At 73.9% G+C, this 14,879-nt stretch carries 14 protein-coding genes and 1 pseudogene; 6 read left to right on the top strand and 9 right to left on the bottom strand.

All coding sequences use genetic code 11. The features are described from left to right. The first annotated feature begins 118 nt into the window (after positions 1–118). Both O7600_RS20930 and O7600_RS20925 read left to right on the top strand, forming a co-directional pair. On the top strand, positions 119–325 hold the full coding sequence (locus O7600_RS20930) for a hypothetical protein (RefSeq protein ID WP_099162875.1): 207 nt from the start codon (positions 119–121) through the stop codon (positions 323–325). Positions 326–571: 246 nt separating this feature from the next. Beyond that, positions 572–1,150, top strand: a complete 579-nt coding sequence (locus O7600_RS20925) for a hypothetical protein (RefSeq protein ID WP_099162876.1) — start codon at positions 572–574, stop codon at positions 1,148–1,150. Between the two features lie 58 nt (positions 1,151–1,208). Here O7600_RS20925 and O7600_RS20920 read toward each other — a convergent pair whose 3' ends face one another. The 7 genes and pseudogenes from O7600_RS20920 to ssd form a co-directional block, all read right to left on the bottom strand. Then, positions 1,209–1,601 (bottom strand): Rv3654c family TadE-like protein, encoded by a 393-nt coding sequence (locus tag O7600_RS20920; RefSeq protein WP_281589828.1) that lies wholly within the window; start codon positions 1,599–1,601, stop codon positions 1,209–1,211. Then, complete coding sequence (locus O7600_RS20915) at positions 1,598–1,993, bottom strand: TadE family type IV pilus minor pilin (RefSeq protein ID WP_281594220.1); 396 nt, start codon at positions 1,991–1,993, stop codon at positions 1,598–1,600. The genes O7600_RS20920 and O7600_RS20915 overlap by 4 nt, the downstream gene beginning before the upstream one ends. Before the next feature lie 59 nt (positions 1,994–2,052). Beyond that, positions 2,053–2,220 carry a DUF4244 domain-containing protein gene (locus O7600_RS20910; protein ID WP_076470820.1) on the bottom strand — a complete coding sequence of 56 codons (168 nt, stop codon included), beginning with the start codon at positions 2,218–2,220 and terminating at the stop codon, positions 2,053–2,055. A 23-nt stretch (positions 2,221–2,243) separates the two neighbouring features. Further along, the gene (locus O7600_RS20905; RefSeq protein WP_281589821.1) at positions 2,244–2,972 is read right to left on the bottom strand and encodes a type II secretion system F family protein; all 729 of its coding nucleotides are present in this window, start codon (positions 2,970–2,972) and stop codon (positions 2,244–2,246) included. Continuing rightward, positions 2,972–3,550 (bottom strand): annotated as a pseudogene (locus O7600_RS20900) (hypothetical protein); the annotation flags it as partial. The pseudogene O7600_RS20900 and the gene O7600_RS20905, both read right to left, overlap by 1 nt. Before the next feature lie 266 nt (positions 3,551–3,816). Continuing rightward, on the bottom strand, positions 3,817–5,001 hold the full coding sequence (locus tag O7600_RS20895; protein ID WP_281594219.1) for a TadA family conjugal transfer-associated ATPase: 1,185 nt from the start codon (positions 4,999–5,001) through the stop codon (positions 3,817–3,819). A gap of 23 nt (positions 5,002–5,024) precedes the next feature. Continuing rightward, positions 5,025–6,128: a septum site-determining protein Ssd gene (gene ssd, locus O7600_RS20890; protein WP_281589819.1), complete on the bottom strand. Its 1,104-nt coding sequence runs from the start codon at positions 6,126–6,128 to the stop codon at positions 5,025–5,027. A 319-nt stretch (positions 6,129–6,447) separates the two neighbouring features. On the opposite strand from ssd, the gene O7600_RS20885 reads away from it, so the two are divergent. Further along, complete coding sequence (locus O7600_RS20885) at positions 6,448–7,143, top strand: hypothetical protein (protein WP_281589817.1); 696 nt, start codon at positions 6,448–6,450, stop codon at positions 7,141–7,143. Positions 7,144–7,199: 56 nt separating this feature from the next. Here the strand turns inward: O7600_RS20885 and O7600_RS20880 are convergent, their stop codons facing one another. Then, positions 7,200–7,556 (bottom strand): DoxX family protein, encoded by a 357-nt coding sequence (locus tag O7600_RS20880; protein ID WP_281589815.1) that lies wholly within the window; start codon positions 7,554–7,556, stop codon positions 7,200–7,202. Between the two features lie 456 nt (positions 7,557–8,012). On the opposite strand from O7600_RS20880, the gene O7600_RS20875 reads away from it, so the two are divergent. Beyond that, positions 8,013–8,819 carry an HAD-IB family hydrolase gene (locus O7600_RS20875; protein ID WP_091583594.1) on the top strand — a complete coding sequence of 269 codons (807 nt, stop codon included), beginning with the start codon at positions 8,013–8,015 and terminating at the stop codon, positions 8,817–8,819. 18 nt (positions 8,820–8,837) lie between these two features. On the opposite strand, the gene O7600_RS20870 is transcribed toward O7600_RS20875, so the two are convergent. Continuing rightward, entirely contained in the window at positions 8,838–9,584 is a 747-nt protein-coding gene (locus tag O7600_RS20870; protein WP_281589812.1) for an oxidoreductase, read from the bottom strand. A gap of 221 nt (positions 9,585–9,805) precedes the next feature. Here O7600_RS20870 and acs point away from each other — a divergent pair, with 221 nt between their 5' ends. Continuing rightward, positions 9,806–11,794, top strand: a complete 1,989-nt coding sequence (acs, locus tag O7600_RS20865) for an acetate--CoA ligase (protein ID WP_281589810.1) — start codon at positions 9,806–9,808, stop codon at positions 11,792–11,794. 271 nt (positions 11,795–12,065) lie between these two features. Beyond that, positions 12,066–14,810, top strand: coding sequence for an immune inhibitor A domain-containing protein (locus tag O7600_RS20860; protein WP_281589808.1), 2,745 nt, complete (start codon positions 12,066–12,068; stop codon positions 14,808–14,810). Positions 14,811–14,879: the final 69 nt, after the last annotated feature.

Here is a 14,879-nt window from a genome sequence, read left to right as displayed (position 1 = left end):
GGGTGGGACGCGTGCATGAGCGTGGCACCGGCGGGGCATTGATGCATGGGAGCGCTTCCATGCATCATTTCAGTAGCGCCGAGGAAACCAGACCCGTCCCGCCGCCGGAGGTGCCGCCGTGGCCGACACGATCGCCGAGACCGTCGAGCTGCTCTACACCATCGACCAGGAGAACCTCACCCCGGACCAGCAGATCGCGCTGGGCACGGCGCTGGCGAACCTGGCCCAGGCCGAGCGGCTGGAACAGATCAACGAACGCCTGCGCGGCATCCACCAGGTGCTGAACAGCTGGGCCATGAAGGCCACGGTCGACGGCGGACGCTGACCGCGAGTTGCGAGTCACCCACCCCGTCACCTGCCGGTTCGCGCGGTGGCGGCGTCCACACCGCCCGACCGCGTGGCCGGACCGGTCGCGGGAGGAGGGCGGACGCCCCGCCTCGCCGAGCCGGACCGGCCCGGGCGCGGCGGGCGCAGACCCGGCGCGGACGGGCGCGGACGGGCGGGTCGACGTGCGGGCGGGCGGCGGTCGCCGCGCTGTGCGAGACTCCGGCGACCCCTCGAAGGAGATCAGATGTCGCTCGACAACCTGCAGGCCCAGCACCGGTTCATCGTCCGTCAGCGGATCCGGATGATGGTCAACCAGTACGAGGTGCACGCCGTGGCACCGGACGGCTCCGAGGGCGGGCTGCTCGCGTTCGCGCAGCAGAAGCGGCTCGCCTTCAAGGAGCAGGTGACCATCTACACCGACGACACCAAGCAGTACCCCCTCCTCGGCTTCAAGGCCCGCCAGCGGCTCGACCTCGGCGCCACCTACGACGTGACCGATCACGCCGGCACCCCCATCGGCCTGTTCCGCAAGGACTTCGCCCAGTCGCTGCTGCGCTCCACCTGGCACGTCGAGCAGCCCGGCCTGCCGGCGGCGACCGGGCAGGAGCGCAGCCTGCCGGTGGCGCTGCTGCGCCGCTTCGTCGACTCGCTCTCCTGGCTGCCCTACCACTTCGACTTCCTGGCCGGCGGTCAGCCGGTGTTCTCGGTCGACAAGAAGTGGGGCCTGCGCGACCGCTACGTCGTCGACATCCAGCACCCGCAGATCGACCGTCGGCTGGTCATCGCCATGGCGGTCGGCCTGGACGCCCTCCAGTCCCGCTGATCCTCCGCCCCGGTCGGCGGCGCGGCACCACCACACGCGCCGCCGGCCGGACCGGTTCTCACCCGTCGACGGCCCGGACCGGGCCGGCCCGCGACGTGGCCGCGGCGACGCGGGCGAGCCCGGGCAGGGGCACCACCCGCACCTGAGCCGTGACGATCAGGTCGAGCCCGTCGACCCGGCACGCGGCCAGTCGGCCGCCGTTGGCCGAGACCAGCACGGCAGCCCGCGCACAGGCGGCGTCGACGCCGTCGAGCACCCGGACGGCCCCCGCGAGCGCGCCGAAGTCGGCTGCGACGCGAGCCTGGTGACGCGCGCACCGGGCGGCGCCGAGCCCGGCCCCGAACAGCCCGACGAGGACGAACACCAGACCGATCGCGAGCAGGCACACCGTCGCGCCGCCCCGCTCGGCCGACGCGTGTCGGGTCGGCGTCGACGACCTTTCCGGTCTCACGACACGGGCCCGGGCGTGCCGGGTTCCACGGCGGCCACCGCGACACCCGACACGGTCAGCCCGGGCAGTCGCGCGCCGAACGTCCGGACCGACGCCCGGACGGACACGGTCACCTGGTCGCCGGCAACGCTCACCGTCACCGCCGCGCCGGCGGGGGCGTGACGGGCGCCGACGGTCGACCCCGACCCACCGCGCGCGGCGGCGAGCGCCGCCTCCCGGGCCGCGTCGAGGCACGCCGCCCGGGTGGTGACCGCGTCGACCGCGGTGAGCCCGGCGACGAGAAGGAGCATCAACGCCGGCAGGCCGGCCGCCAGCTCGGCGGTGAACGATCCGCGCTCCCGCGAGCGCCGCCGACCGGCCGGGCCGGGGCCCGGCGCCGTGACACCGACCAGCGGGGGCGTCGGAGCACCCGTACGCCGACCGGACCGCCGGCCGGCCCACCGGCGTCCGGTCACTTCAGGGCCCGGTCGATCACCGCGGTCAACGCGGACTGCACGTTCCCGGAGGTGAGCACCTTCAACAGGATCCCGGCGAAGGCGACCGCGGCGAGCGTGCCCACGGCGTACTCCGCGGTGTTCATGCCGGCGTCACCCCGCAGCCGGGCGAGGAGTTTGCGCATCTCGTACGTCCTTTCTCGATGGTTCAGAGCACGTCGCCGAGGACGGCGACGATCACCGGCACCAGACCGGCGAGAATGAAGGCGGGCAGAAAACACAGCCCGAGCGGCAGCACGATGAGCACACCCGCACGCCGGGCCGCCGCCTCGGCGGCAATGGACCGCTCGGCCCGCAGGTCGTCGGCGAGGCGAGTGAGCGCACCGGCCAGCGCGGCGCCGCTGTTCGAGGAGCGGATCGCCGCCCGGACCAGGCTCTCCGCCCCGACGACGGTGCGCAGGTGCGCCCAGGCTTCGGCGGCCGTACCGCCCAGGCCCATCGTGCGGCCCACCCGGCCCAGCCGGTCGGCGAGTGGCCCGCCGAGTGCCTCCGCCACCGCGAGCGCCGAGCGGTCGACCGGAGCGCCGGCGCGGAGCGCGGCGGCCAGCAGGTCGGCGGCGAGCGGCAGGTCGGCGACCTCGCGCAGGCGCCGCTCCCGCGCGGCGCGGGGCTCGATCCGGCGCAGCAGACGGTCGGCGGCGACACCGGCCAGGAGCCCGGCGACCAGGCCCGCCCAGCCGGCGACGACGACGGACACGGCCGCCCCGGCCAGGATCGCGGCGAGCCGGATCCGATCCGGCCACCAGGGCGGACGGGCCGCCACCTGGGCGGGTGCGAGCCGGCGCAGCCGCCGGACCGGCCGGACGACCGGCCCGGCCACGCCGAGGAGTGACGCGGCGCCGACGAGGCAGACCACGGCGACCGCCTGCCGGGGCATCACGCCGCCCGCCCGGGCCCCGCGCCGAGCCGCTCCGCCCAGAGGAGCCCGCCGACCTGGAGAACGACGGCTGCCAGGGCGCTGCCTCCGCCCACCGGGGTGTGCAGGAGCACCGCCACCGGGTCGACGCCGATGGCGTAGCCGAGACCGATCCCGCCGAGCGGCAGCGCGGCGAGCAGCCACGCCGTCGCCCGGGCGCCGGCCGCCTGGGCCGCCGCCGAAGCCAGACCCCGGTCGGCCGCGCGGGCATCGGCCTCGACGCGTTCGAGCAGTTCGGCAAGGGGCGCACCGGTCCGGTCGGCCAGCCGCACCGCGGCCCGGGCGAGTCGGGCGGTGCGCCCCTCGCCGTCGTCGAGCACCCCGTCGACGGGCAGGCCGGCCCGCAGGTCGGCGGCGACCGCGCCGAGCCGGTCGAGGTCGCGGCGGTGCGCGAGGTCGGCCGCCCGGCGGGTGCGCCGTCGCAACACCGCCCGGGCCGCGAGCGTGCCGTAGGCGGCCAGCACCAGTGCGGCCACCGGGCCGCCGAGCAGCATTCCGCTCCCGCCGCCGAGCAGCGCCGCCACCGGCAACGCGTGCCGGGCGGGGAGCGCCGGACCGAACGGCCACCGGACGGGGGTCGGACCTGGGCCGGATCCCGACGCGTGCGGGTCGGTGGCCGGGCGGCGGCCACGCGGGCCAGCAGCCCGGCCGACCATCGGTGGAATGCGACCGCCGGCCGGCGGACGTCCGAGGCCGGGCGGCAGGCCGAAAATCGCGCGTCGCCGGACCTGGCCGGTGCGCGATGGCCACGCGACGGTCGCCGCGGCGCCGGCCAGGAGCACGACCACCAGCCAGAGCCCGCCGGTCACGACGGGCCCGCCGAGCCGGGCCAGGCGACGCGGAGGATCGGCGGCACGGACACGCCCCGCTCGCGCAACAGGTTGCCGAGGGCCCGCGCGGCCAGACCGAGACCCCGTCCCCGGATCCAGGCCGGCACGACGGTCACCACCCGGTCCGCCCCCTCGGGCAGGAGCAGGCCGATCGAGTCGAGCACCCGGCCCTCGCCGGTCCGGCGTACCTGGAGGACGACCTGCAGGGCGGCCGCGACCTGGGCGTGCAGCGCCACCCGTGGCAGCCCGCCGAGCATCCCGAGCGCCTCCAGCCGGGCCGGCACGTCCGCCGGGGCGTTGGCGTGCAGCGTGCCCGCCCCGCCGTCGTGGCCAGTGTTCAACGCGGCCAGCAGGTCGACCACCTCGGCGCCCCGACACTCGCCGACCACCAGCCGGTCCGGTCGCATCCGGAGCGCCTGCCGGACCAGGTCGCCAAGCCCGACCGCCCCGACGCCCTCCACGTTGGTGGTGCGCGCCTGGAGCCCGATCACGTGCGGATGCACCGGCCGGAGCTCGGCGGCGTCCTCCACCAGCACGATCCGTTCGGTGCCGGGCACCAGCCCGAGCAGCGTGTTGAGCAGCGTGGTCTTGCCCGAGCCGGTGCCACCGCTGACCAGGTACGCGAGTCGGGCGGCCACCACGGCGTCGAGCAGCGGGGCGACCGGGCGCGGCACGGTGCCCCGGGCGACCAGTTCGTCAAGGGTGAACGGCCGCTGGCGGAAGGTGCGCAGCGAGAGGTAGGGGCCGTCGGTCGCCACCGGCGGCAGCACCGCGTGCAGCCGGGTGCCGTCGGGCAGCCGCGCGTCGGCGAAGGGCGAGGCGTCGTCCAGCCGGCGACCGGCGGCCGAGGTCAGCCGCTGCGCCAGCCGGCGTACGTCGTCGACGGTGCCGAGCGGCACGGCCACCTGGTGCAGACCTCGCCCCCGGTCCACCCAGACCCGGACGCCGTTCACCAGCACGTCGGTGACCTCCGGGTCGGCCAGCAGCGGCGCCAGCGGGCCGGCGCCGACGAGGTCGTCGTGCACCCGGTCGGCGATCCGCAGCAGGCTGGTGTCGCCGAGCACACCGGCGGACGGCTCGGCGCGGACGGCGGAGACGACCGCGGCGGCGGTGACCGGAGCGTCCTCGGCGACGAACCGATGCCGGACACGGACCGCCAGCTCCGCCGGGCGGGCGGGCCCGGTCACGCCGCACCCGCCTCGGACCGGCCGGTCAGCTCGTCGACGAGCCGCTGGCACAGCGCGGCGAGCGGGCCCTTGCCGGTGGCGCCCGGGGCCTCGCCCCGTTCCAGCCCCCGGCAGAGACCGGGCTCGGGCCGCAGCGTGCCGGCCAGGGGCAGACCGAGTGCGCGGGACACCTCGGCCGCGCGTAGCCGGCCCGGCGCCGGACCGCGCACGATCACCGCCAGGTCGACGCAGTGCGGGGCCGCCGCGGCGGCCACCCGGGCCGCGGCGGCGGTGGCCCGCAGCTCCGCCGGGACCACGAGGAACGCGCGATCGGCGGCCTGGAGGGCGATCACCGCCGCGTCGTCCAGGTGCCGGGGCAGGTCGAGCACCACCATGTCGCGCCCGCGCCGGCCGGCGTCGACCGTGGCGGCCATCGCCTCGGCCGGCAGGTGCCGCAGGTCGCCCCGATCCCACGAGAGCACCACCAGGTCGCCTCGGCTCGGTAGGGCGCGGACCAGTGACGGTGGGTCGACCCGACCGTCGGCGCCGGCCAGCTCGGGCCACCGCAGCCCGTCGAGCTGCTCCCACCCGAGCACCAGGTCGAGCCCACCGCCCAACGGGTCAGCGTCGACCAGGAGCGTGCGCAGCCGAGCCCGGGCGGCGCTGACGGCCAGCCCGCCGGCGAGCACGCTCGCCCCGGCCCCGCCACGCCCGCCCAGCACCGCCACCACCCGTCCCGGAGCCGCTCCGGCCGGCCCGACCGCGCACTCGGCGAGCCGGTCGACCAGCCACGGCTCCGCCGCGGGCAGGGTCGCCACGTGTTCGGCGCCGAGCAGCTCGGCCAGCTCCGTACCCGGGTCGAGCTGCCCCGCGCGACCGACCAGGACCGTGCGGGGGCGGCGCGGGAGGCGGGCCCGCAGGCAGGCCGCCGCCTGGTCGGCGCCGACCAGCACCAGCGGGGCCGGCGCCCAACGGGCCCGCGCGGCGGCCGGGTCGGCCGCCAGCTCGACCTCGGTGCCGCCGGCGGCCGCGAGCCGCAGCAGTTCGTCGAGCAGGTCACCGTCGGCCGTCACGAGCAGTGGCAGGCGACGGTACGGCGGGAGCGGGGTGCGGGGCGGCATGGCGGCCTCCATCGGTCGGACTCGGACGTGCCGTGCAGGAGCCTGCCCACCCGGACGGGCCGGCGCCTCCCGTCAGCGCTCCCTGTGGATGACGGAAGTGGTTGTGGACAGACCGCGCCGAACGAGTGGATCTGCTAGGGACGGGCGCGCTACCCGACGGCGGCGATCGTCCGAAAGCGCTGGCCGGGCGGTCGGTCCACCCGGACCCACCGGACAGTGCGGGTGGCACCGCCAGCCATTGACGTCCGCCCTCGCCCGTCGCGCATAATCGGATCCCCCTGCCGCGACACGGACGGCACCGGCTCGTGGAATCGAGGCCATGACCGATCCACCGCACGGCACCGGGACCCCGCCCGCCCGGCGTCACGCCCGGGCAGCACGGGCGGCCGACAGGGATGCCTGGCTGCGGGACCTGTCGCCGGCCACGCGCGCCTCCGTGGCGGTCGGGATCGTGGTCGTGGTGTTGGCCGGGGCGCTCACCTTCTTCGCCATGCCCCGCCGCCCCGACCTGCCCCCGCCGATCGGCGGCGAGGCGATCCTGGCGTCCCCGGAGCACCCCACGTCGGCGGCCGAGCTGCCGACCGACTCGTACTCGCCGGCGCCGGTGTCGCTCTCCACCCGCGCCGCGCTGCCGACCCGGCCGCCGGCACCACCCCGCCGCGCCACCCCGACCGGCCGCCCGCCGGCGCCGAGGCCGTCGGTCACCAGCGCCCGGCCGCCCGCGCCCCGGCCCGGTGAACTCACCCCACTCCCGGCGTCCCGCGAGTCCACGCTCCGCTCCAGCGGCGGCGGGCCGGAGACCTTCGTCGACTTCGTCAACGCCCGCACGGCGCCCGTCGTCGTGTACTGGCTCGACTACGACGGCCAACGCCGCCGGTACGCGGTGCTCCAGGCGGGGCAGACCCACCGGCAGCAGACGTACGTGGGGCATCCGTGGGTGGTGACCGACGAGCGCGGGCGGGCCCTGGTCTGCTTCGAGCCCGCGCGGGAGACGCTGCGCGCCGTGGTCCGCTGACGACCGGTCGGGTCATCCGGTCGTGCTCAACCACCGTTGCCACCTGACGCGGCGGGTCACCACGGGCCGCGGTGACCGAGGCCCAGGGCCAGGGCAGCCACCGAGACGGCGAGGAACACGGCCGGTCCGACGAGTTGGCGGGAGCCACCCCGCAGGTGGGCGACGAACGCGCCGACGAAGTAGAGCACGAGGCCGGCGGCGGCGATCGTGCCCAGCAGCGGCACGGCGAACCCGGCCAGCAACCCCGACGAACCCGCCGCGAGCAGCGTGCCCAGCACCGGCGCCCACGAGCGGGGCAGGCGCTTCATGTCCAACTGGGCCTTGGGGTACGGGTGACCGACCAGGTAGGTCACGGCCGCGGCCCCGGTGAGGACGGCGGCGACGACGGTGACGGCGACGTACGCGGCGAACATGGGTCTCCCTGGTGTCGGCGGAACCGTGCACCCACAGGTCGAGACAGCGCGCCACGATGTGACAGACCCGGACCGGGATCACAGCCGTCCGCCACCGCGGCCCGGCTTCGGAGGAGCAGTGGCGGGAGGCGACAAGCGGTGCGGCCCGGAAAGGGACGACCCCCGTCGGGGGGAGACGGGGGTCGTCTGTGGTTCGGCTCCGGGGGGGTCGAGCCGAACCGACTCAGCGGTCACGGGGGGTGCAACCGCCGAGGGCCTGCGGCGACGGGACGTGAACTCCTGTCGTGAGGACAAGCATGCCGCAGCGGACCCTTATACGTCGAGTGGTGTTCACTCCACGCAAAGCTAATTCCCACCGCAACGGATGTGACCGCCGTCACTCCGAAGGGTGCACCTCGGTCTTCCTGACCCCGGCCGGGCGGCTCCACCGGGCCTGTCCGGCTAGACTTTCGCGCCGTGGGCCGCAGTGCCGCTTTCTTCGATCTCGACAAGACCGTCATCGCCAAGTCGAGCGCCCTGGCGTTCGGTCGGCCGTTCTACCGGGACGGGCTGATCACTCGGCGTGACGTGGTCAAGTCGGCGTACGCGCAGCTGATGTTCCGGCTGGGCGGCACCGACGAGCAGACCATGGCCCGGACCCGGGACTACCTGGCCACGCTCTGCAAGGGCTGGCCGGTGGAACAGGTCCGCCAGATCGTCGCGGAGACGCTGCACGAGCTGATCAACCCCTACGTGTACGCCGAGGCCGCCGCCCTGATCGAGGAGCACCAGGCGGCCGGGCGGGACGTGGTGCTGGTCTCCGCCTCGGGCGAGGAGATGGTCCGGCCGATCGGCGAGCTGCTCGGAATCACCGACGTGATCGCCACCCGGATGGCCGTGGTCGACGGCCGCTACAGCGGCGAGGTCGAGTTCTACGCGGCCGGGCCGAGCAAGGTCGAGGGCGTCAGCGAGCTGGCCCTGGAGCGTGACTACGACCTGAGCGACTCGTACGCGTACTCCGACTCGTACAGCGATCGGCCGTTGCTGGAGTGCGTGGGGCATCCGACGGTGGTCAACCCGGACCGGGCGCTGCGCAAGCTGGCGGTGGAGAACGCCTGGCCGGTGCTGGAGTTCCGGCACCCGATCCCGCTGGGTCGCCGGCTGCGCGAGCGGCCGGCGGTGCCGGTCGCGGCGGCGGCGCTCGGCGTGGGCGTCGGGGTGGCCATCGGCATCGCCTGGTACGGCCGGCACCGCCGCACCCGGGCCGCCGCGCCCACCGCCTGAGGGCCGCCGGGCCGGAGGTCAGGACGCGGCGAGGATCTCGTCGCCGATGAGCGTGATCTGGTCCGCCCCGACCTCGACCGCCGCCATGTAGTGACGCAGCCAGGAGCGCAGGCCGTCGGGGGTGCCGGTGGCGAACGCGCCGGCCGCGCCGACGTATTCCGGTTCCCGCTCGCGGTGCCCGACGTCCACCGCGACCAGCCCACGCGGGTCGAACCCGGTGGAGATCAGCACCAGCCGGGCGGCGGCCCGGGCCACCACGCCGGACGGGCCGGGGAACGGGCGCAGGTTGAGCAGTTCGCCGTGCACCACGGCGGCGAGCACCAGCGGCGGCACCTTCGTGCCCCCGGCCACCAGGCCGGCGAGGCCGTCGAGCCGGGCCGCCACCACGGGGTCGGCGACCGGGCGGCCGAGTTCCTCCTCGGTCAGCACGTCCCGGGCGGCGAGCACGTGCAGCCGGGCCAGCACCTGCCGAGGGGCCCTGGTCCAGAGGTCGCTCAGCCCGGGCAGCGCGCCGGCCACCCGCAGCGCGCCCTGGAGCACCGGGTCGGTGACCGTGCCGGCGCGTACCTCCTCGCGGTCGTGGTCGCGGCCCTCCAGCGCGGCGCTGGCCACGGCCGAACGGAGGCTGACCTCGGCGGCGACCTGCCCGCCCTGGCGGCGCAGCGCCCGGTGCCGGTGGGCCTGGTCGACCAGGTCGCGGGCCCGCTCGACGGCGGGCGCGACGTCGGCGAGCGCGAGCAGCGGGGCGAGCGGATCGGTGGTCACCTCGTCACGCTAGCGACCGCCGGGCCCCTCGCACGCCCGGGGTGTTAAGAGGGGACCCTTCCTCTACCGGAAGCGTTAATAGGGGGCCCTTCCTTACACCTCAGCGCGGAGGGGGCGCCGCTGAGCGCGCGGAGCGGGGCGGGCGGTCGCGGCCCGGGCGGGACCGGGACTAACCTTCCCCGGAGTAGGAGACGCAGGTCACGCGACGAAGGAGTCACCGCATGAGCGAGGCATTGGCCAACTTGCTGAACGAGACGCGCCAGTTCCCGCCGCCGGCCGAGCTCGCCGCCAACGCCAACGTGACCGCGGAGGCGTACGACGAGGCGGCCGCCGACCGGCTCGCCTTCTGGGAGCGCCAGGCCGGCCGGCTGGCCTGGGCCCAGCCGTGGGAGCAGGTGCTCGACTGGTCGAACGCGCCCTTCGCGAAGTGGTTCACCGGTGGCCGGCTCAACGTGGCGTACAACTGCCTGGACCGGCACGTCGAGGCGGGCCTCGGCGACAAGGTGGCGATCCACTGGGAGGGCGAGCCGGGTGACACCCGCACCGTCACCTACGCGGACCTGCACCGGCTCACCTGTCAGGCGGCCAACGCGCTGACCGCGCTGGGCGTGACCGCCGGCGACCGGGTGGCGATCTACCTGCCGATGATCCCGGAGGCCGCCGTGGCGATGCTCGCCTGCGCCCGGATCGGCGCCACCCACAGCGTGGTGTTCGGCGGCTTCTCGGCCGACGCGCTGACCAACCGGATCCAGGACGCCAGCGCCAAGGTGGTGATCACCGCGGACGGCGGTTTCCGCCGGGGCAAGCCGTCGGCGCTCAAGCCGACGGTGGACGAGGCGGTGGCGAACTGCCCGTCGGTGGAGCACGTGCTGGTGGTCCGCCGCACCGGCGAGGAGGTCGCCTGGTCGGCGAAGGACCACTGGTGGCACGAGACGGTGGAGACGGCGTCGCCGGAGCACGAGGCGCAGCCGTTCGACGCCGAGCACCCGCTGTTCATCCTCTACACCAGCGGCACCACGGCCCGGCCGAAGGGCATCCTGCACACCACTGGCGGCTACCTGACCCAGGCGTCGTACACCACGCACGCGGTGTTCGACCTGAAGCCGGAGACGGACGTCTACTGGTGCACGGCCGACATCGGCTGGGTGACCGGGCACTCCTACATCGTCTACGGCCCGCTCTCCAACGGCGCCACCCAGGTCATGTACGAGGGCACCCCGGACACCCCGCACAAGGGCCGGTTCTGGGAGATCGTCGACAAGTACCGGGTGAGCATCCTCTACACCGCGCCGACGCTGATCCGGACCATGATGAAGTGGGGCGAGGACGTGCCGGCCGGGTACGACCTGTCGTCGCTGCGCCTGCTCGGCAGCGTCGGCGAGCCGATCAACCCGGAGGCGTGGATCTGGTACCGGCAGCACGTCGGCCGGGGTGAGCTGCCGGTGGTCGACACCTGGTGGCAGACCGAGACCGGGGCCATCATGATCTCGCCGCTGCCGGGCGTGACCGAGGCGAAGCCCGGGTCGGCGATGTCCGCGCTGCCCGGCATCGTCGCCGACGTGGTCGACGACCAGGGCCAGTCGGTGCCCAACGGTGGCGGCGGCTACCTGGTGCTCAAGGAGCCGTGGCCGTCGATGCTGCGGACCATCTGGGGCGACGACAACCGGTTCCTGGAGACGTACTGGTCCCGGTTCGGCGCGGGCGCCAACACCGGCGACGAGTGGGTCTACTTCGCCGGTGACGGCGCGAAGAAGGACGACGACGGGCACATCTGGCTGCTCGGTCGGGTGGACGACGTGATGCTGGTGTCCGGCCACAACATCTCCACCACGGAGGTGGAGTCGGCGCTGGTGAGCCACCCGTCGGTGGCGGAGGCGGCGGTGGTCGGCGCGACCGACCCGACCACCGGCCAGGCGATCGTCGCGTTCGCCATTCCGCGCGGCAGCGCGGAGACCTCCGGCGACGCGGGTGAGCGGCTGATCGCCGAGCTGCGCAACCATGTGGCGAAGACGCTGGGCCCGATCGCCAAGCCGCGGCAGATCATGTTGGTGCCGGAGCTGCCGAAGACGCGCTCCGGCAAGATCATGCGCCGGCTGCTGCGGGACGTGGCGGAGAACCGGTCGCTCGGTGACGTGACCACGCTGCAGGACTCCTCGGTGATGGAGATGATCTCCTCGGGGATGGGTGGGGGCAAGTCCGACGAGGACTGACCGACGCGGAACACCAGGGGCGGGTCGCCACGGCGGCCCGCCCCTCGTCGTACCCACGACGGGGTTGGTCGATCGGCGGAGGAGGCACTGACCTGAACGGGCAGAGGGCCTGTTCACCCCTGTCTATGCCGCGCCCGGTCGACTACGTTCAGCCGCACCGGCGGAATTCGACATCTGTCACTGAGACGGCCGGTCCCTCACCATTCCCTACGAACGGAGTGGCATGCTCCCCATTTCGCAGTCCAGGGCACGCAGACGCCTACTCGTCGCGTTGCCCGCCATCGCCCTCGCGGCCACGTCGCTGACCGTGACGGGCAGCGCGGCGGCCCAGCCGTCCCGGTCCGCGCCGGCCACCATCGGTGCGGACGAGTACTACATCAACTACGCCGAGCCCGAGGTGCAGCCGGACACCGGCGGCAAGGAGACCAAGGGTCGGGACGGGGTCTTCTCCTCCCCGGCCGACGAGGCCCGCGCCTACGACCGGAAGTACGCCGGCGGCAACCCGATGACCGCGCGGGAGCTGGCGAAGCTGGAGGCCAAGTCGATCCGGACCGGGCAGAGCCCGCGGAAGATCAAGCAGGCCAAGAGCACCCAGACCGCCAAGCTGCTGACGCTGCTGGTCGAGTTCAACGACAAGGCCAACGACGACTTCACCGACGTGATGGTCCCGAAGACGGTCTTCGAGGACCGCACCTGCGTTCCCGGCACGGTGCAGAACGGGCCGCGGCACAACACCATCCCGAACCCGGCCACGCTGCCGCACAAGGACAACAACTCGATGTGGGTGCCGGACTTCTCGCCGGCCCACTACGACAAGATGCTCTACACCAAGAAGGGCATCACCGAGCGGGTCCGCAAGGACCTCAAGGGGCCGGACGGCAAGCCGGGCATCAGCCTCGCCGGGCGGACCATGCACAACATGTACCTGGAGATGTCCAAGGGCGCGTACACCGTGGACGGGCAGGCCAGCCCGTGGATCACGGTGCCGCACTCGGAGGGCTGGTACGCCGCCTCACGCTGCTTCCAGGACGAGAACGGCAACTGGGTCGCCGGGCGTGAGCAGTCGATGAACGGCCACCCGGACAACCCGCAGGGCCCCGGCCGCCTCGCCACCGACGCGATCGACGCGCTGGCCGCCGCCGACCCGGACTTCCCGTGGGCCGACTACGACATCGAGGACCAGAGCGACCGCGACGGCGACGGCAACTACCACGAGCCGGACGGCGTGATCGACCACCTGGTGCTGGTGCACGCCAACCAGGGCAAGTCCCGGGGCGGCGGCGATATCGGCGTCTACTCGGTATGGGCGCACTCCTCCACCGTGGCCGGTGGCTACACGATCCCCGGCACGAACCTGAAGGTGTCGAACTACATCGTGCAGCCGGAGGACGCCGGCGTCGGCGTCTTCGCCCACGAGTTCGGGCACGACCTCGGTCTGCCGGACCTCTACGACACCTCGGGCAACGCCGACTCGGATGTCGACTTCTGGGACCTGATGGCGTCCGGCTCGCACTCCGGCGAGATCTTCCAGGCGCTCCCCACCCACATGGGCCTCTGGGACAAGTGGGTGCTCGGCTGGGCCGAGCCCAAGACGTTCGGGCCGGGTGACCGGGCCAAGCTGGTCAAGCTCGGGCAGACCTCGCGTACGCCGGTCGGCACCGAGGACGGCATCAAGATCGACCTGCCGGACAAGGTGATCACGCTGGCCGAGCCGCACAGCGGCGGAAACATGTGGTACTCCGGCGCCGACCAGAACTGGGCGGACGTCAAGCTGAGCCGGACGGTGACCGTCCCGAACGCCGCCGACGCGAAGTTCTGGATGTGGAACAACTACGTCATCGAGGAGGACTGGGACTACGGCTTCGTCGAGGTCTCGACCGACGGCGGCGCCACCTGGACCGAGCGCAAGGTGTACGACTCCTCCGGCGCGCTGGTGACCACCGACGACGGCTACGCCGACCCGAACGGGCGGATGGTCGACTTCGGCAACAAGAAGTACGGCCTGACCGGCGCCACCGACGGCTGGCGGCACGACTACGTCGACCTGTCGTCGTACGCCGGGCAGACCGTGCAGGTGCGCCTGCGGTACGCGACCGACGAGGCGTTCGTGGAGCGCGGCTGGTTCGCCGACGACTTCTCGGTGACCGGCGGCGGCGCCACCACCTGGAGCGACGACGTCGAGGGCGGCACGGCCGGCTGGACCCAGACCGGTGGCACCTTCACCGACACCAGCGGTGCGGGTTGGCACGTCGACTCGGGCACCCAGGTCAAGTCGCACTACTACCTGGCCGAGTGGCGCAACTTCGACGGCTTCGACAAGGGCCTGAAGTACGCCTACGACACCGTCTACTCGCACGAGGCGTGGAAGGTCGACCGGATCGCCTACAACGCCCCGGGCATGCTGGTCTGGTACCGGGACACCCAGCTCGGCGACGTCAACCACGTCACCGGGCAGATGACCGCGCTGCCCAGCTACGGCGCCAAGGGCGGGCTGCTGATCGTCGACTCGCACAACGACCCGCTGCGCCGCAAGTGGACCGCGGCCGAGAAGGATCCGTCGGTGCTGGACAACCTGCCCAGCCGTCCGCAGTCGTCCAACGCGGCCTTCTCGCTCCAGCCGACGTACCCGTTCAAGGAGTGCCTGGAGGCGGCGGACGAGCCGTACAGCGCGTACTGCACGAAGTTCCCGGCGCAGTCCCCGGTGCGGGCCTTCACCGACGCCAAGGGCTGGTACCCGGGCATCGAGATCCGGGACGGCTCGCCGTACGCCCGGGACAACGACGCCTCGGTGGTCGTCCCGTCGAAGGGCAACCAGCAGTACACGACCCGGGTGGTGAACCCGGACGGCTCCCCGGCGACCGACTGGTACGGCGAGGAGCTGGGTGGCGGCGCGATCGTGCTCGGCACCGGCAACCCGCGTGACGCGGGTGTCGCGTACGGCACCTCGATCGTGCTCGTGCGGGCTGCCAAGGACAACGCGTACGCCACCGTGTTGGTGGTCCCGCCGAAGGGCTGAATCGGGAACGTCAAACCGGAACCGGAATGACCGAAAAATGAGCTGAACGGGCCGGATGACGGAAGGGCC

This window comes from Micromonospora sp. WMMA1998 (assembly GCF_027497375.1).
GTDB classification, from domain to species: Bacteria; Actinomycetota; Actinomycetes; order Mycobacteriales; family Micromonosporaceae; genus Micromonospora; species Micromonospora sediminicola.
This window is presented reverse-complemented; position numbering and strand designations above follow the sequence as displayed.